General features: G+C 45.5%; 17 protein-coding genes and 1 tRNA gene. 6 read left to right on the forward strand and 12 right to left on the reverse strand.

Translation table 11 applies throughout. The annotated features are described in order from the left end of the window. The first annotated feature begins 148 nt into the window (after positions 1–148). Positions 149–1,492: a site-specific integrase gene (locus P8P30_10055; protein ID MDG1287884.1), complete on the forward strand. Its 1,344-nt coding sequence runs from the start codon at positions 149–151 to the stop codon at positions 1,490–1,492. Positions 1,493–1,520: 28 nt separating this feature from the next. Here the strand turns inward: P8P30_10055 and P8P30_10060 are convergent, their stop codons facing one another. After that, positions 1,521–2,912 (reverse strand): hypothetical protein, encoded by a 1,392-nt coding sequence (locus P8P30_10060; GenBank protein ID MDG1287885.1) that lies wholly within the window; start codon positions 2,910–2,912, stop codon positions 1,521–1,523. Positions 2,913–3,291: 379 nt separating this feature from the next. Continuing rightward, positions 3,292–3,795, reverse strand: coding sequence for a hypothetical protein (locus tag P8P30_10065; protein MDG1287886.1), 504 nt, complete (start codon positions 3,793–3,795; stop codon positions 3,292–3,294). Between the two features lie 329 nt (positions 3,796–4,124). Here P8P30_10065 and P8P30_10070 point away from each other — a divergent pair, with 329 nt between their 5' ends. Beyond that, entirely contained in the window at positions 4,125–5,033 is a 909-nt protein-coding gene (locus P8P30_10070) for a hypothetical protein (protein ID MDG1287887.1), read from the forward strand. Here P8P30_10070 and P8P30_10075 read toward each other — a convergent pair whose 3' ends face one another. The 10 genes from P8P30_10075 to P8P30_10120 all read right to left on the reverse strand — a co-directional run bounded on the left by P8P30_10075 (position 5,034) and on the right by P8P30_10120 (position 14,550). After that, positions 5,034–5,624: a hypothetical protein gene (locus tag P8P30_10075; GenBank protein MDG1287888.1), complete on the reverse strand. Its 591-nt coding sequence runs from the start codon at positions 5,622–5,624 to the stop codon at positions 5,034–5,036. Positions 5,625–5,656: 32 nt separating this feature from the next. Continuing rightward, complete coding sequence (locus P8P30_10080; protein MDG1287889.1) at positions 5,657–7,330, reverse strand: YfjI family protein; 1,674 nt, start codon at positions 7,328–7,330, stop codon at positions 5,657–5,659. Between the two features lie 12 nt (positions 7,331–7,342). Next, positions 7,343–7,942 carry a toprim domain-containing protein gene (locus P8P30_10085; protein ID MDG1287890.1) on the reverse strand — a complete coding sequence of 200 codons (600 nt, stop codon included), beginning with the start codon at positions 7,940–7,942 and terminating at the stop codon, positions 7,343–7,345. Further along, on the reverse strand, positions 7,939–8,259 hold the full coding sequence (locus P8P30_10090) for a hypothetical protein (protein ID MDG1287891.1): 321 nt from the start codon (positions 8,257–8,259) through the stop codon (positions 7,939–7,941). The genes P8P30_10085 and P8P30_10090 overlap by 4 nt, the downstream gene beginning before the upstream one ends. A 2-nt stretch (positions 8,260–8,261) precedes the next feature. Beyond that, positions 8,262–8,459, reverse strand: a complete 198-nt coding sequence (locus P8P30_10095) for a hypothetical protein (GenBank protein ID MDG1287892.1) — start codon at positions 8,457–8,459, stop codon at positions 8,262–8,264. Between the two features lie 249 nt (positions 8,460–8,708). After that, complete coding sequence (locus P8P30_10100) at positions 8,709–9,512, reverse strand: hypothetical protein (protein MDG1287893.1); 804 nt, start codon at positions 9,510–9,512, stop codon at positions 8,709–8,711. Positions 9,513–9,649: 137 nt separating this feature from the next. Then, positions 9,650–9,726, reverse strand: a tRNA-Arg gene (locus P8P30_10105). 118 nt (positions 9,727–9,844) lie between these two features. Beyond that, positions 9,845–11,719, reverse strand: coding sequence for a hypothetical protein (locus P8P30_10110; GenBank protein MDG1287894.1), 1,875 nt, complete (start codon positions 11,717–11,719; stop codon positions 9,845–9,847). Between the two features lie 98 nt (positions 11,720–11,817). Next, complete coding sequence (locus P8P30_10115) at positions 11,818–13,137, reverse strand: TolC family outer membrane protein (GenBank protein MDG1287895.1); 1,320 nt, start codon at positions 13,135–13,137, stop codon at positions 11,818–11,820. Between the two features lie 120 nt (positions 13,138–13,257). Further along, positions 13,258–14,550: a TolC family outer membrane protein gene (locus P8P30_10120; protein ID MDG1287896.1), complete on the reverse strand. Its 1,293-nt coding sequence runs from the start codon at positions 14,548–14,550 to the stop codon at positions 13,258–13,260. 237 nt (positions 14,551–14,787) lie between these two features. Here P8P30_10120 and rpsL point away from each other — a divergent pair, with 237 nt between their 5' ends. From rpsL to P8P30_10140, 4 genes are all read left to right on the forward strand, one after another. After that, positions 14,788–15,159: a 30S ribosomal protein S12 gene (gene rpsL / locus P8P30_10125; GenBank protein ID MDG1287897.1), complete on the forward strand. Its 372-nt coding sequence runs from the start codon at positions 14,788–14,790 to the stop codon at positions 15,157–15,159. Positions 15,160–15,171: 12 nt separating this feature from the next. Then, positions 15,172–15,639, forward strand: a complete 468-nt coding sequence (gene rpsG / locus P8P30_10130; GenBank protein MDG1287898.1) for a 30S ribosomal protein S7 — start codon at positions 15,172–15,174, stop codon at positions 15,637–15,639. Between the two features lie 31 nt (positions 15,640–15,670). After that, a complete protein-coding gene (gene fusA / locus P8P30_10135; protein MDG1287899.1) occupies positions 15,671–17,764 on the forward strand; it encodes an elongation factor G in 2,094 nt (697 codons plus the stop codon). A gap of 27 nt (positions 17,765–17,791) precedes the next feature. After that, the coding region (locus P8P30_10140) for a GTP-binding protein (protein ID MDG1287900.1) at positions 17,792–17,909 on the forward strand (118 nt) is incomplete at its 3' end.

A 17,909-nucleotide genomic window follows, 5' to 3' on the forward strand; every position in this document is an offset into this window, starting at 1 on the left:
TATTGAAGTTACTCCATTTTACTTAATTATGAAAAATACATATATTTCAATAAGATTTTGACATATTGTGAGGTATTGGTGATACTCTTCTTTACGTTGATTTACCAAATGCGTGATACCCGCGTGCTACCCAGAAAGAATTATTGTTATGGCTGAACCCAATAAGAAAAGAAGATTGACCAAAACAGCCGTTGATAATTCACATCCTACCGATAAAGATTATGTCGTGTGGTGTGGTGATTTAGCTGGTTTTGGTTGTCGCATTCGCAAATCAGGCGCCAAAACTTTTATCGCTCAATATCGTATTGGGGGAGGTGGACGGAAAAGTCCGGTTCGTAAAGTGACTATTGGAAGGTATGGTATCTTGACGGTAGAACAGGCGCGTAAGGCAGCGTCTGATATTTTAGCCAAGGCAAGACTTGGTGATGATGTTGCTGGCGCAAGGTCGAAGCAGCGTGCTGAAATGACGTTATCACAGCTTTGTGACCAATATTTGGAAGATGGTTGTGAGCATAAGAAAGAATCCACGTTAATAAGCGATAGAGGGCGCATAAGTAGGCATATTAAGCCGCTATTGGGAAATAAACGCATTAGCCAAGTGAAGCGTGAGGATGTCGAACGATTCATGCGTGACGTTGCCAAGGGCAAAACAGCATCTGATACAAAAACGAAAAAACAAGGTCGCTCTCGTGTTACAGGGGGGAAGGGGGTTGCATCTCGTAGTGTTGGGTTGCTTGGCGGGATTTTTAGCTATGCGATGGCGCGGCATTACATTGAAAGTAATCCATGTGCTGGTATTGAAAAGTACCCAGATAAAAAGTGTGAGCGTTTTCTTTCTGTTGATGAGCTTAGAAGGTTAGGGGATGCCCTTCGTGAAGCAGAAACCGTTGGCTTGCCTTGGGTGACTAGCAGTAAAAAGATATCTAAGCATCACCCTGCTAAGGAGAAAGATAGGCGACAAGTTATTTCACCTTTTGCCACCGCAGCGATTAGACTTATGTTATTCACAGGGTGTCGTTCAGGTGAAATTATAAAGCTCAAATGGAGTGAGGTTGATTTTGACCGAGGGATGCTTCACCTGCCAGACTCTAAAACAGGTGCGAAACGTGTGTTACTAGCTGCCCCTTCACTTGAGGTGCTATCAAACTTACCTAGAATCAACGATTTTGTTATTCCCGGTCAGAAACCGGATACTCATCGGTACGATATAAAAAGACCTTGGAAACGAATTGTTCATTACGCGGGTATAGATGATATCCGAGTCCATGATATTCGCCATTCCGTTGCGTCTGTTGGTGGCATGACTGGGGTTGGCTTAAGCATGGTAGGTAAGCTGTTGGGACAAAATTCTGCTTATACCACTGCGCGCTATTCTCACTTTGCTGATGACCCTTTACGTCGCGCCTCAGAAAAGATTGCTGGAACAATCTCCGCAGCGTTAAATCCAGACAGAGGCGATTCGGCGGAAATAATATCAATTAAAAAGCGATAAATTAGAGAAGAAATACATTTGGTTGCAATCAGCCGGGACCAGTATATCCGCCGCCGAGAGCTTTTTTCTCCGTTGGCAGAAGGCTAAAAGCGCCAATTGACATATCCAAATACTCTAGCAAATTAGCCTCTGGTCCTTTTTCCGCTCGTAAAGCTGCCACATATTCACCCAGCTTTTTTGAGCGTTCAACACGTACGGAAAGCGGAGGATGCGGGTCTTCTTCCTCTGCTTGTATCATCATCGCAGCTTGTTCCGGATTATTTTGTTTAATATTTTCAGCGATTCGCTCTTGCTCTGCCAAACATAAATGAGCCTCTTTTGGCTTATCTGAAAAGGCGACGGAGAAATCATCGGCACGAAATTCAGCAGCTAGGCGGGTTTCTCGTGAAAATTTACGCAACTTTTCAGGATATTCGCTGAGTGGCAGTAGCTTTTCCTTAATAATATGGTCAATCTGCTTTTTATCGGCAGGAGCAATATTAATTGCGACCTGCTGGTCTTGATTAAAAGAGCTGTCATACGTTGCCAAAAGGTGCTGTTTCGTTGCCTCTGCTTGTGGACTGCTGTTTAGGTCAATTGAATCTATCATCTCCTTAACCTTAACTGCTTGCGATTTTGTTACAGCGGGAAAGGTAAGGCTTAGTGGAGCAAGCGAGGCATATAGCTGCTGAAAACTATTTTCTGAGCTGACCTTATCCAACGCCTTTTCAACCTTATGCTCGCTATACATATCATGCAAAACGGCCTGATAATTCATATCCATAACAGGAAAAAGTGGCTCCACAAATTTGTTCACCGCTGACTCAATCCCCTTGACCTGCTCAGAGAATTGTTCGATTGAGTCGTAGTTGTCTTGAATCAGTTTATATAGCAAGTCAGGGTTATCCCGATGCAGCTCCTTGATGACCATCAATTGATTCATTTGGTCTGCTGCCATCTTGGCTAGACCGTTTAGCTCATGGTCACGATAATGCAGGTGAGCTGCCTCATGATTGATAATATCCGCTAAGCGTTCGTGACTGAACATTTCTCCCTTAATAGCAGCATAGTCAATTGAGATATTATGATTGCCGTTAACGGAGAATGCTCCGCTATTGGACGGTGCAACACCAATCAGCTTATTGAACTCAATACCCGTTTTTGCTTTCGTTTTTTCTAACATTGCCGTAATGGAGGAGAGATTCTGTTGAACATCAAGAGCAGGTGGCCAATCAGCAACGTCACTTGACTGCTCTGTTTCTTTGGTGAAAGCCTTTGTTTGTTGATTGATTTGCTCCATGAAAGCTTCCACTTCCGCCAGCTTTTCTTCATTCATTGGCTCTTTTAAAGCAGTTGGGTTAGCCGCGTTCATTGCAGCGTATATCATTACCGATTGAAAGGGGGCGAACGTATAATCGCCCGACTTTACCAAATTTGTCATATGCTACTTTCCTCCAACTCCGACCATTACAGCATAATTCGGTTAAGAATTTATTACGGTGGTGGATTGAAAGGGCAATAAATCAACAGTTATTAGCGTTTTATAGTGCTAACCAAGTCAATATTTCGATTATCACTTTTTTTGGGTCAATCATAGCAAGCGAGCCCTGTCATGCTTGGTTCACAGTATGGGTAAGGTTCATCATCATCGGTATAAGCGGAGAATAGCCTGATAATGATAAGGAAGCATATGATGGCAGCAATTAACCCTCCTTTATCCCCATATTCCTTTTGCGCGTCGCTGCAAAGCACATAAAACCCGGTCCCAGTGAAACCGATGATTACCATCCACATGATGACATCACCCATGATTAACAGTGCTACTGACAGGTCGTATTGGTACGATTTCCATGGCTCACCGAGCGGCAATTAACGCTGCTGCTGGGTGATGGAGCACCTTGCTGAATCATCTGCTGGCCCAAAGCATTCATGCTGGCATTTATGGCCGCTTGCCTTTCGGCGCGAATAGCGGCCTCCTCTGCTTCAACGGCACCTCTAAACTCGGCATAGGTCATTTGTGCCTCCGCAGGAGTGATTTGCTTCTTATCGAGCTTCTCGGCTAATAATGCCTTCATCGCAAAAATACGCCTAACATATGGAAGACTCTCGCCAGCTTCCTTCTCGAAGAGTGGAAAAGCCTGTGTAACGGTACAGGCGGTTTTATCCATATGAGTTTTGATGTCGCCAGCTTCATAACTGCTTTCACAACCCTGCTCAATGATGCTAGTTTGCTGCCATAATTGGCTCATCTTCTGCTGGTGCATGGCAGCGCAACCCGTGAGAGTGATTGCTGTAAGCGCCAGTGGTAACAAGAATGGTTTCACGGTGGTTTCCTCCCCAAATTAAAGTCGAAGACACCAACCCCGAAGGACTGGCGCCGGGACGTTCGAAAAAACCTAACCATATGAGAAGGTTCCCACTAGCTTTTAGCCGGAGCCTATTTTATCACCAGCGGCATCCCGACAAATGAGTCGAAATGCACGGTTAACGGCTGCACAAGCCGCATATGATTAAGAGGTTTTCGAAGCCTCGCGTACCTACTTAGGTAACGCACTTTGAAGCTATGGCAGAGGGCATGGATGGTCAAGCAGGTAATGATTGTATTGCTCGTGGAGCTGGCTAACCTGTTATTTTGGCAATAAGGGAGAATAAAATGGAAAAGTGCTTTGTCTGCGAGAATGAATGCAAAGAAGTAACCAGTCAGGATTACGGTGATAAGCGCCTTTTGGATTGCCCTCAATGTGGTCAGTATGAACTCTCCGGTAGCGCCAGCACACAAGGGTTGGATGAAAAAATTAAACCACACCTCTTATCTTCATATTTGCGTTCAGAATGGGATGCTAGAAGGGTGGTGTCCATAAAAGTTCATGAATACGAGAAATACGCTCAATTACGAGAAATTCCTTTATCTGAGAAGACAAGCATCTTGCTTAATTCTTATGCAAAAGACGTAAAAAGTTACACCGAAATTATTGACGTGGATAACCCCAAATACATTGCGCAGATTGCAGCGCGCAGTGCAAAAGATTACTGGTTTGTTATGGAGATTCTCTATCATCAAAGGCTCATTAGAGCGACTGAATTTCAAGCAGTAGCACATACTGGAAACCCTCTAACAGATTGCTTTATATCGGCTCTTGGTTGGGCAGAGGTGGAATCTCAAAATAAAAAACAACGTACCTCTCAATGCTTTATTGCGATGTGGTTTGATGATTCCATGACACCTATTTGGGAGGATGGGATAAAAGCTGCATTTGAGGATACTGAGTTTAAACCACTTAGAATCGACAACAAAGAGCATAACGATAAAATTGATGATGAAATAATCGCTGAAATCAAACGCTCACGCTTTATTGTAGCGGACTTCACAAACCATAGAGGAGGCGTCTATTTTGAAGCTGGGTTCGCGCTAGGGCTCGGTATTCCCGTTATTTGGACCTGCCGAAAAGATGATTTAGAAAACCTTCATTTTGACATCCGGCAGTATAATACCATCGCTTGGGAAAACGCGGATGAATTGAAAGAGCGCTTACATCAAAGAATTAGAGCGACAATTTCCTGATTACTCACCAAATAACGCACGCGCTCTCATATCTTGTTTTGCCAATTCACAACTCAACTTATCATAGGTAAGCCAGGGCATCCCTTTGGGCTTAGGGGGAGGATGAAGAGAGCCGCCATCACCTAACCTCCCCGCAATACCATACATACGTTTCACGATGCGATTAAAGGGCCTCATTTGTTGCGACTCATAAGCAAAGTTACCGCATCCTCGGCAGATGAAAGACAAGCTCTCCTGACAGAGATAGAGCTTACGGCATCGCTTTTGACAGTTTGGACAATGCACCCAAATACGAACACCACCAAAATGCGGCACCGTATGTGATAGCTTCACATCGTAATCATGCTGACCATGGATGGAGTCGTATTTCAGATTGATATGCGCCGATTCAGGGTGGAATGCGTAACAATCATAGTGAAGCGAGAATAAAACATTCCCACAATTATCAAGCCAACTGAGGGTATGCTTGCACCCTCGTTGCCAACGGATGAATTTCCGCTTCACCATTTCATCAATATCGAAGCATAAAAGCTCTTCCACCGTGGTTTTTGCCGTATGAAACTCCCACCGCATTGACGCATAATTACCCATTTTTTACTCCAATCATTTAGCGAAATCTATTGTCAAATTACCAACTCTGTTTTTGATGCTTTTTCGTTTTTTGAAGGGCCGTTAGCTAATTCCTCCAACGACCTAATATTGTTCGTGTTTTTAGTGCGCGTCTCTGGAGCTTCGGAAACTTCGCTTGATGAACTTTCCGTATTTACCGAACTTCCCACAAGTTTTGCATCGTGAATACGGGGTGAAATCCGATACATGGTGATAGCGCGTGAACCGCTACCTTTTTCTTTATGTTCAGATACGATATGACGGCCTTCCAAATCCTTTAACGCCTCGGTCAACTCAGGTGACTTCATATTATGCTTCATCGCTATAGTTAGCTCTGAACGCGAAATTTGAGGCAATCCATAGCCTTCAAGGAATTTGAATACAGTATAGGCGTTACGCTCCGTAGGCTCTAACCCTATCAGCTTATAAGCTGTCTTAGCGTGTTCAATAAGAGCTTTACCTATCTTGAGAGCTGCTTGCATTGTTTCAATATCAACTTCCGAAAATTCATTAAGCCCTTTTGCGAGATGAATTAGGCCAGCAATACGCGCAATAAAACCAGCAATTTTACCAGCCCAGCCTTGTAATGGGTATAGCTCGCCTCCATCTCTCAACTTCGGTTCTAATTCGAGCTGGAAATTATGGAAATTTCGGTAACTTTCACTTGATAGGCTTAATGTGCGCGATAATAATCCACCGCTTTCGGATTCGAGAACTGAAATATCGAGCAGCTTCCGAATTGCCTGATTATATGCCTCTCTTGTCTGCGTGCTAACAGGCAGCTTATCATGGGTACGGCTTCCTAGCTGACTTTTAGGGATTAGATATAGAAAACGCTCTAACGCACCATTTCCCTGTAAGTTTTGATTTTCAGCCATCTTGCCGCGAATAGCAGGCTGAACACATAGCATGATTGAAAGGAAGGGATTTAAGTTAAATTCTCGGTCTTTTCGCCTTACGCGAATATACCCGCCATCAATGCCTTTTAAGACAATATCGACATTCGCCTTACCGCCAGAATAAAGACCAGTCAGAGTTTCAATAACCCCGCCTTCATCGCTGACGATACCAAATCGTCCTTGCTGCTCTTTAACGTAATTCTCTAATGATTCAGGCGTTACGTTATTGGCGAATAATTTTGGATATGCTGGCACTGGCTCGATTGATTGCTCAACTTCTTCAATCTCTTTTTGTAGGCTATCACGGTCAGTAGGCGAGGTTTCAGTTTCAGCCGCTTTATTGCGTAACTTGCGAATGAGTGCTTCTTTGGTTTTGTTTTGAGATGTAATACGCTCAATAATGGGCTTAACTAGCTTATATTGCTCACGCTCCCATAATAATGCTGGCTTTGAACATTCGCTCATAACCTTTGATTTTCGATTGGCTGGCGACATTTCAACAAACCAGTAACAATTTAGAGATTCCACCCAGCCATCTTTGGGCGAGATTTCATACTTGCCCGTAACCGCGATAGAGAGCATTGCGAGTACGCAAGCCAACGCCATTTCAGGTGGAGTTTCTGTTGCAGTTGCCAACTCACGAACAAAAGCGGAGTAAGGTTCTGGCAGTAATGATGGCGATATATCAGGAGTATTGATGTCATCAAACAAAATTGGTTTAGGCCAAATATCCGCTGCCTGTGATTCGTCAAAAACTTGTAATTCCTGTTTTTCCAATGTAGTATTCATGGTGTAAAATCCTTATTTAATGGTGGCGGGTGTTACAGCATCCGCCTTTTTCTTTTTGAGGTAGTCATTCCAGTCTTTGCAGCCATCAGGTGGTGGTTTTATCCGAACCACACGACCTTCATTTATCAAACGTTGGGCTAACATTCTCGCAGCAGATAGCCCCACCTCGTCACTATCGGCAGCTATCACAACTTCATGGATAGATTCGGGTATTTGCTGGTGACGATAATTATGCGCCCCACAAACCGCCCATGCTGGGTAGCCCGTTAATTCCATTACAGAAAGCGCATCCTCTAATCCTTCGCAAATAGCTAGGTGAGGAATTGAACCGTCGTAATTGGCAAGCTTGATAGCTGCTTCCTTGACGATGCCCATACAGAGCTTTGGGGAGGTGATTTTTGCCTTATCACCTGTATGCGGGTCGATAAAGGTGCTTTGGATTGCCGTAATTTGGCCAACACTATCACGGAGGGCGGCAATCATCGCTGGGTAATCTCTTTCCGCTTTGAAATGATAAACCGCTGGATGGTGCCGAATATCGCTTGGAAGCGCCTTCAAACCAATCCCACGGTATTCAGAAAGATACTTTCTGACTTGTTCAGCACTGTTCATAACGACCTCGCTTGTCGCCAAAGCTTCAAAGCCCTCGCACGGCGTTTGCGATTTGCACTTGGTTGATTTTGCTCTCGCTTAATTACAGGAGGTGAAAACTCAGAGCTTAATTTCAAGCGCTTCTTAACGTAATTGCGGCAGCGCATTGGTTCATCACCTGCAAAAGAGTGGACGACAAAACCATCTGGCGCACTGGGCTCAAATTTCACCGAAAGAGAACGGTCATGCTTACTATGTCCCGGACCGGGGCATAATATTTGACCATTACAAATCTCTCCACCTAGCGCTTGGTTGGCACTCAGTAATGATGTTGTCATGACTAAGCCTCCTCATTTGCAATAGCGCCACTCATACCAAAATCAGTGGTAGGTGGGAGTGAAGGTACTTGATTAGTAAGTTCCTTTTTCTCAGTCGTAGCGCAAAGAGGGGGCTCAGATGCTTTTGCCGAGTTTATTTGGTTTCTAGCTTCTTTAATTTGTGCGGTGTTTTCAAATGGCTGTGATATCTTATCATTCATCCATTCGTCTAACGCTCCTAGCTCATAAATAACTCGATGCCCAAACTTCCTGAATTTAGGGCCGCCGCCATTTACCGCGAGCTTTGCTAGAGTTTTGGGCGATGTCTTGCAGCCGCTTTGGGTTAAATAAATTGCGGCGTCAACTCTGCTAAAACGCTTTGTGATTACCATAACTTTCTCCTAATCTGTTAATATTAGAAGATTATCGCAGGTAATTACTTTGAGATTATTTCAGAACCTCGAATTTTCTCAGTGAGGTTTTGCGAGCTTTTCTTGTAATTCTTCATATGCCCTTGGAACATCTGAGGAAACTCCTTTTGTGGGGAGTCCCATTGTAGAGAATAACGATTCACAGAAATCAACGTGGCGGCCTTCATTCGCGCGTGTCACCTTTCCTCCTAGGCACTGATAAATGTTCAAAAGATTGACTATAAGGCTTCGGCGATGCCAATTCGGTTTTCTGCCGCCTTTCGATTCAGGTAATGTCTTGTAAATATCTAGCGTGTTGCTGATACTGACAATGGTATTTTCTAATACGGCTCCAACAACGTCTATGCCATCTTTGTGCATTATGTGGTGCAGTTTTTTATAATTGGGCTCGTGGTTGGTTGTCTGAGAAGTTAAGCTTATTGGTAGGGCGGGGCTGTCAAGCAAGTCAGCGCAGCTATTCCCTAGGGAACCATTATCGTTACTCGTAGGTAGGGGGGCTAGGTTAGACAATACAGGTAATAGTCCTTCGGGTGAGAAAAGCCGATGCAGTCTTTTAGCAGTGCTTTTTCCAAATTGACGACGTTTATGCTGGTCTGGCGTTTTTAAGTGCCGCAGAAGCTTCTCCGCCTTTTGTTTGGAATCATTAAGCCATTTCATTTGCTCTGCTAGCGATGTTCTGTCTTCGTTTTCTTCCAAAGCATCACTGATGATTTCAATCAGTTCATGCAAAAAGCTGTTTAATTGACGCTTTTTTTCGCTATTGAAGCTGTGTTGGTAACAAATATCTGAAATGTCTTCTTCTGATATTGTTTTGGGGTATTTATTTTTCGTTTGGTCACTCATAGTAGTTATTATCGCAAATAAGTATTGTTAAGTGAATAAGAGAAAAATTGGTTCAGAAAAGTACCCCCGCGTGCTACCCCGGTGCTGCCCAGAGCTATTATGGAGGATTTAGAATAATTCTAAGTGATTGAAAAATATGGCGGACCCGGTGCGATTCGAACGCACGACCTTCGCCTTCGGAGGGCGACACTCTATCCAGCTGAGCTACGGGTCCACTATAAGCAAAGGCATAGGCTAGCCTGTCGGATCGTGCAAGCATTGCGTGCCCAAAAGAAGAAATGGCCCGCAGAGTTTACTCTGCGGGCCATTTCTTAGGTGGATAGTTTTGTTGTTTACATATCGTCACCGAAATCGAGGTCAACGTCCTGAGCCATTTGGAAATCAATAGACTCAATATCTACAACATCGTTGCTCGCTGCTTCACCTGTATCCGCGTTCTCGGATAGGATGATCGATTGAATCGGCGAACTATTGTTAGCTAGGTTGTTAGTTAGGTTTGTTAATTCATCGAGTAGATCGTTTAGGGTCTCATTATCAGGGTCAGGATCAGGAGTTGGATCAGGATCAGGAGTTGGATCAGGATCTGGAGTTGGATCTGGATCAGGATCTGGAGTTGGATCTGGAGTTGGATCAGGAATCGGATCTGGATCAGGAACTGCATCAGGATCTACATCAGGATCTACATCAGGGTCCACATCAGGATCTACGTCAGGATCTGGAGTTGCATCCGGGTCTGCATTTTGGTCAGTGAGCGCTTTGATAAGGTCCTGTAAGGTAGTCAGCGTTTTTGCAAGTGCATCTAACAGAGCTTTAATACCGGCATTACCGTGTCCATCGCCATGCCCATGACCGTGCCCATCGCCATCGCCTGAGCCATCGCCATCGCCTGAGCCATCGTCAACTCTGTCGCCAAGCTCGTTTGCAAGCTCATTTACAAGAGCTACAAGGTCGCTATCAGCAGCAGGATCAGACGTGATCGTTGAGATTAATTTGTGCAAGAAGTTGAGATCAGCACTATCGATGATGTCTCCATCTACTGCTTTGATGGTGAGGATTTCTGCAATTTGCTTAGCAAAAGTCGACAGAAGCTCTTCCGTACTAACCGTACCTGCTTTTGCGCCTTCATAGGTCGTCACAAGTGTTACCACTGCATCGTAGAAGTCTACGCCGTCATTACCTGTATCGGCCCCTGTGTTATCCACAAGCATTGAAATGGTATCGGTAAAGTCTGTACCATCATCTAGCTGGAAACCATCCGCGACGATTTTTGCTGTAATCGCATTCACGAGAAGCATGTCATCGGCTGAAAGGGGAACTGCTTTAAGAATTTCGCTCACTTCTGCTTTGGAAACAGCCACTAATTCATCTTCAGTGATGCCATCAATGATATAGTCGTCATAAGCTTTTAGCAGAGCTGTAAGGTTCGCTGATACGTCGGCATCAGGAGTTGGTTCATTCGTATCTGTAGGGCGAGTGATTGTTAGTTTGTCAATACCCACATTGTAATGGCCATCGCCATTTTCATCGTAAGCCACTCCGATTTGAACATCATTATAGGCATTAAATGCTTCACGATCCATATTACCGATTAGCTCGCTGCCATCATCTGCAAAATCAGGGTTGATGTTTTTGATCTGAACACCAAGTTCACCCACATCCTCAGCATCCCATTTTCCGTCGCCATTTTGGTCAAGCACACCAATAAGCTTGGCTTTATCTGCCACATCCATTGGTTCAGTGCTCATTAATCTTTGCGAGCCGGCTTCAAGTTCCTCTACGGAGATGGTTCCATCTCCATCCATATCTTCAAAAATACGAATGCCTACACCCTCAGCTGGGTCTGGACTTGGTAGTACAGGAGGTACGGTAGGAAGAGTAGGAATAGGCGCGAAGGTCATATCATCGAGTTGCATGCCTGAGAGTAGTTTGCCTAAGCTTACATCAACGTTAGAGGTTCCCGCGGGATCAAAGTTTCCATCGGCTTGCATCTGAAGCAGAAGGGCTTGTAGGTCAGCAATGCTGATATCAGGAGTTAGCGCGCTAGAGCCCGTCTGAGAAATAAGGATGTCACCCACCAACGTGTTTAAGCTTGCAAGGAAGGCATCTGCGGGTGTCTCCTCGTCCATATAGCTATCGTATAGTTTGCTCAGCTGATCAATTAAAGTATCGTTTATCGGGTCCATCGTTAACTCCAAGGTTTTTTTCATTAATCTCAGAATATCAAAATACTTATGGGTTGTGTGTGAACCTTCTGTGACAGTTTGTTTAAAATTTTACTTAAATTTGTAACGATTCTGACGCATTTTTACAGAAGGGCGGATGGCTCAAGCATTCCAACGGCTTGCAGGAGATTAAAGCGAGCAATATAGCTGTCATATAAGGCGCTAACGGCATTAATTTGCGAGTTAAAAAGTTCGCTCTCGGCTCCCAAAACATTAATGGCCGTTTCGGATCCAATGTCACGAAGGCGTTGTCGCGCACGGTAAACTTGCTGCGAGATGGAAACGGCATTTTGCAAAATCGTGGCGCGCTGCTGTGTTGTCACTAATTGTGCCCATGCACGCTCAGTGGCCTCAACGACCTGGCGACGGGTGTTATCAGCCGATGCAAGGGAGGATTGATAGTTGTGAACGGCTCTCGTTTCGCGTGACTGATCTGCAAAGCCAGCGAATAAATCCCAGCTGCCGCGTAATTGCAGTGCGTTCGTTGAAGTTTCACCGCTAATATCATCGCCGGTATCTGAGAAGCTGCTGCTGGCAACAACGTCAAGGCGAGGGAAGTAGTTAGCGCGTGCGACAGTGCGTTCTTGTTCTGCAGCATCAATTTGATGATTCGACTGAGTGATGGTCGGGTTATTCGCTAAAGCCGTTTTGAGCGCCTGTTGTAATTGGCGTGGCATCGCTGCAGGCGAGACTGACGGAATTTGTAAGGTGCGGTAATCGGGTTTCATCCCAAAGAGTTGAGTGAACGTCGCCTCCGCTTGATGAAACGAGCCGAGAAAGCTTGCATAGCGGTCATGCGCAAGCTGTAAGCGAGATTGAGTTTGCAAGACATCCACCGAGATACCCGTTCCGGCCATCATACGTTCTCGTTCTAGCGCCACTTGATTTTGCAATGTTTGGATATTTTGTTGGGACAATTGCAAGAGGTGTTGTTGCCTCACTAGCTGAATATAAGCATTAATGGCCTGTAGAAAGACTTGTTGGCGCACCGCGTTATATTGTGAGTTTGTTGCCAGCATGGTTGAGATGGCGACATCGACAGAACCATTGGTGCGGAAGCCCTCAAATAGATTTTGGGTGATAGAAAGGTTCGCATCGAGAGGAGAGGAGTCCTCGACACCGTTTGAGCTAATGCCGCCGCTTCTATCTCGCTCTTGATATCCGTAACTGGCACTGACGCCTAGTTGGGGGAGGTAGCCTGCTTTCGCTTCGCTGATGATGGCTTCGGATGCAAGCGCTTGCTCATATTGTGTGACAATGGCGGGATGAGTCTGACCAATATGCTGTAAGAGCAGGCGTAAGGGGCGCGCTTCAGCGATAGAGGGGAGGGCGCATAGCAAAAATAGCATACTGAAAAGCATTGCCATCTTGATCTCTAACCAATTGTTTTTTCTATCTAACATTAAGGGCTTGTTATTGTTATTATTTGCGCCGAATGTAACTGTAAGGCTTATGTGCCTGAGCGCAAGTCATGAGTGTGGTTATCCACAGTCTTTTTCAGCAGGGATTGCGTTTGGCGCAGATTAATTGCTGGCATTTTTGAGGGTTAATTGGCCTGTGGCCAAGAGCACGCGATAGACCGTTGAGTAATAGTCATAGCGAGCGGCGGCGGCATCAATTTGCGCCCGGAAAAGTTCATTTTCAGCATCGAGAACATTGAGGGCCGTGTCTTTGCCGGCATCACGCAAGCGCGTGCGTGCATCATAGACTTCGCCGGCGATACTGACGGCGTTCTCGAGTAAATCGGCACGTTTGCGACTGGTGTTAAGGCTCGCCCATGCGAGTTTGACTTCCTCAATAATGCGGCGCTGTGTGTCTTGGCCAACCGAAATAGCGGATTGGTGTTGTGCGACAGCTTGTTTATGGCGTGCTTTATCTGCATATCCGGAAAAGAGATTCCAGCTGCCTCGCAAAAGAAGGGAGTTGCTAATGTCCGTGCCGCGAATACCGCTTACATCTTCATCATAACTACTACTAGCGACGACATCGACGCTTGGATAGTAGTTCGACTTGGCGATCGTTTTTTGATGATCAAGTGATTCAATGGTCGAATCACTGACTTTGAGGGTAGGGTGCTGTGCAATGGAGAATTCAATCGCAACCTCAAGGGATTCCGGAATTTTCTGTTCGGGAATGGCTGGTGTTCGCATGGTGCCAATGTCAGGTGCATTACCAAACACTTGCATATAACGGGCAAGTGATTCTTCTAATCCGCCCTCGAAAGCAGTAAAGCGTTCTTTAGCGATTTGGAGTCGTGACCTTGCCTGTAACACATCGACAGCCACTCCGGAGCCGCGGTCAACGCGTTTATCTTCTAGTTCAAGTTGGTTCGAGAGGGTGGCCATATTTCGTTTTGAAAGTTCGGTTAGCTTTACCTGGCGTAAGACAGCAATATAAGCGTTCGTGCCTTCAAATAAGAGTTGTTGCTTCGTGCTTTCTAAAGCGGCTTGCGCTTGCGTGATACCGCTTTGGGCCGCTGCAACCGAACCATCCGTACTAAAGCCAGAGAAAATATTTTGTGTGGCGGTAATTGCTGCGCTTGACCCTGTTAGGTCAAGATCATCCCCGGCAGGAACAAGTTCCGTACGATCTGTGTTCTCATAACCTATAGAGGCATTGGTGTCGAGCCGTGGTAAATAGGTGGAGCGTGCTTCTGTTATCGCGGCTTTCGCGGCGGTCACATTCTGCGCTTCTGCGGCCAAGCGAGGGTGCTTATCAACAAGAGAGGAAAGTTCTTCCGTTAGCTCGGCGGCATTTGCGCTACTAGACAGTAGCGCGCAGGTAAGGGGAATAATGAATGTGATCATTGGCTTCATATTAAAGATAGAATAAGTGCTCATAGTGCTATCAGTAGAGTGGAACCGTTAAGAAAACCCTAAAATGCCACGTGATTTTGTGAGGTGATGTATTTTTGCGATAGCACCCTGTGGCAAAACTACGCTAACTCTATAGATAGGACTTGACTGGGGGGTGTCACATGCCTATGGTGCGGCCTCCTTGAGCAGGCCAAGACCTGTTTGAGCGTATAGAATAACAAAGTTTTGGATAAAAGTATGCCGACGATCAACCAACTGGTGCGCAAAGGTCGTAAAGTTCCCGTAAAACGGAATAAAGTCCCTGCGCTACAAGCGAATCCCCAAAAACGCGGTGTTTGCACACGTGTTTATACAACCACTCCTAAGAAGCCTAACTCGGCTCTACGTAAAGTAGCCCGTGTTCGCTTGACGAATGGTTTTGAAGTAACCAGCTATATTGGTGGCGAAGGCCACAATCTCCAGGAGCACAGCGTGATCATGATCCGTGGTGGTCGTGTGAAAGATTTACCGGGTGTGCGTTATCACACAATCCGTGGTGTCTTGGATACACAAGGCGTAAAAGATCGTAAACAACGTCGTTCGCATTACGGTGCGAAGAAACCTAAATAGGGATACATAACTATGTCTAGACGTCACAGAGCTGTAAAGCGCGAAGTATTACCTGATGCAAAGTATGGTGATCTTGTCCTAACGAAATTCATGAACGGCATTATGCTTGCGGGCAAAAAGTCGACTGCGGAACGTATCGTTTATGGTGCATTTGAGTTGATTGAAGCTGCTAACGAAGATCCGATCAAGACTTTCCATGATGCAATTGAAAACGTTAAGCCGACGGTTGAGGTTCGCTCTCGCCGTGTCGGTGGTGCAACTTACCAGGTGCCTCAGGAAGTTCGCGAAGATCGTCGTGTTGCGCTTGCGATTCGTTGGTTGGTCGCTGATATGCGTTCACGTCGCGATAAAGAAGCAATCAAGAAGCTGCAAATGGCGCTTCTAGATGCTGCGAATAATCGTGGTGGCGCTATTAAGAAGCGTGAAGATACTCATAAAATGGCTGAAGCGAACCGCGCGTTTGCTCACTTCCGCTGGTAGAATAAGAAAAGAATTAGGGAACACTAAGAAAATGGCACGTACAACTCCATTAGACCGCTACCGTAACATTGGTATCATGGCGCATATTGACGCGGGTAAAACCACGACAACTGAGCGTATTCTGTATTATACAGGTGTAAGTCACTCTATTGGTGAGGTGCATGATGGCGCCGCAACCATGGATTGGATGGAGCAAGAGCAGGAGCGTGGTATTACCATTACCTCTGCTGCGACGACATGTTTCTGGCCTGACCGTAGTGGTGTTAAGCACCGTATCAACATTATTGATACTCCGGGTCACGTTGATTTCACGATTGAAGTAGAGCGTTCACTTCGCGTACTTGATGGCGCGGTTGCAGTATTTGATTCGGTTGCAGGTGTTGAGCCTCAGTCTGAAACAGTTTGGCGTCAAGCGGATAAGTATAACGTGCCTCGTATGTGTTTCGTAAATAAGATGGACCGTATGGGTGCCGATTTCTATCGCTGTGTCGATATGATGGTGGACCGCCTTGGTTGCGATCCTTTGGTTCTTCAGTTGCCAATCGGTGCTGAAGCGGAATACCAAGGTCTTGTCGATCTTGTGACCATGAAGGGGCTTGTTTGGAATGACGAGTCTTTGGGCGCAAAATGGGACGAAATCGAAATCCCTGACGATCTTAAAGAAAAAGCCGCTGAGTATCGCGAAAAGCTAGTTGAATCTGCTCTTGAGTTTGATGATGCTGCTATGGAAGCATATTTAGAAGGCGCTGAGCCTGATGTTGATACATTGCGTGCTTGTATCCGTAAGGGTACTGTTGCGGGTGACCTTGTTCCTGTGCTTAACGGTACAGCATTTAAAAACAAAGGGGTTCAACCTTTGCTAGATGCTGTTCTTGATTATATGCCTGCTCCAACCGATGTTGCAGCTGTAATGGGTACGGATGTTAAAGATAAAGAAGTAGAAGTTGTTCGTAAGTCTTCAGATGATGAGCCATTCGCTGCTCTAGCATTTAAGATTATGACCGATCCATTCGTAGGCTCACTGACTTTCACGCGTATCTATTCAGGTAAGCTTGAAGCGGGTTCATATGTAATGAATACGGTTAAAGATCGTAAAGAGCGTGTTGGTCGTATGTTGTTGATGCATGCAAACAGCCGCGAAGATGTTAAAGAAGCTTTTGCGGGTGACATTGTTGCTATCGCTGGTTTGAAGGATACCACCACAGGTGACACGCTTTCAGATGTAAATAAGCAAGTTATTCTTGAGCGTATGGAATTCCCAGATCCGGTGATCGAATTGGCAGTTGAGCCAAAAACGAAAGCCGATCAAGAGAAAATGTCTATCGGTCTTAATCGTTTGGCTTCTGAGGATCCTTCACTTCGTTTATCTTCTGATGATGAAACGGGTCAAACTATCCTAAAAGGTATGGGTGAGCTTCACCTCGATATCATCGTGGATCGCTTGCGCCGTGAATTTAAAGTAGATGCAAATATTGGTGCGCCACAAGTGGCTTATCGTGAGACAATCACGAAGCCGTTCCAAGTTGACTATACCCACAAGAAGCAATCGGGTGGTTCAGGTCAGTTTGCACGTATCATTATGGATTTCGAGCCGAATGAAATGGGTGCTGGTTTTGAGTTTAACAGTAAAATTACCGGTGGTAATGTTCCTCGCGAATATATCCCTGGTGTTGAAAAAGGCCTAAAATCTGCGATGCAGACGGGTGTGGTCGCTGGATTCCCAATGGTGGATTTCAAAGCAACGCTCGTTGACGGTGGCTATCATGATGTTGATTCATCTGTTATGGCATTTGAAATTGCAGCACGTGCGGCGTATCGCGAAGGTATTCGCCAAGCTTCACCTGTATTGCTTGAGCCGATGATGAAAGTTGAAGTGGTAACCCCTGAAGATTACATGGGAGATATCATTGGTGACTTGAATTCACGTCGTGGCCAAGTGCAAGGCATGGATCAACGCGGCGTAGCCCGTGTGGTTGATGCAACAGTGCCGCTAGCTGCTATGTTTGGTTATGTGAACACCTTGCGTTCTATGTCGCAAGGTCGTGCGCAATTCACTATGACATTCGATCATTATGCGCCCGTTCCGAGTAACGTGGCTGAAGAAATTAAAGCCAAAGTGGCGTAAATAGAGTTTAAGGAAGAGGATACTACAATGTCTAAAGAGAAGTTTGAGCGTAATAAGACGCACGTAAATGTTGGAACGATTGGTCACGTTGATCATGGTAAGACCTCGTTGACGGCTGCGATTACGAAGGTTTTGGCTGAATCTG

The organism is Rickettsiales bacterium (assembly GCA_029252805.1).
Lineage (GTDB): Bacteria > Pseudomonadota > Alphaproteobacteria > Rickettsiales > JALZUV01 > JALZUV01.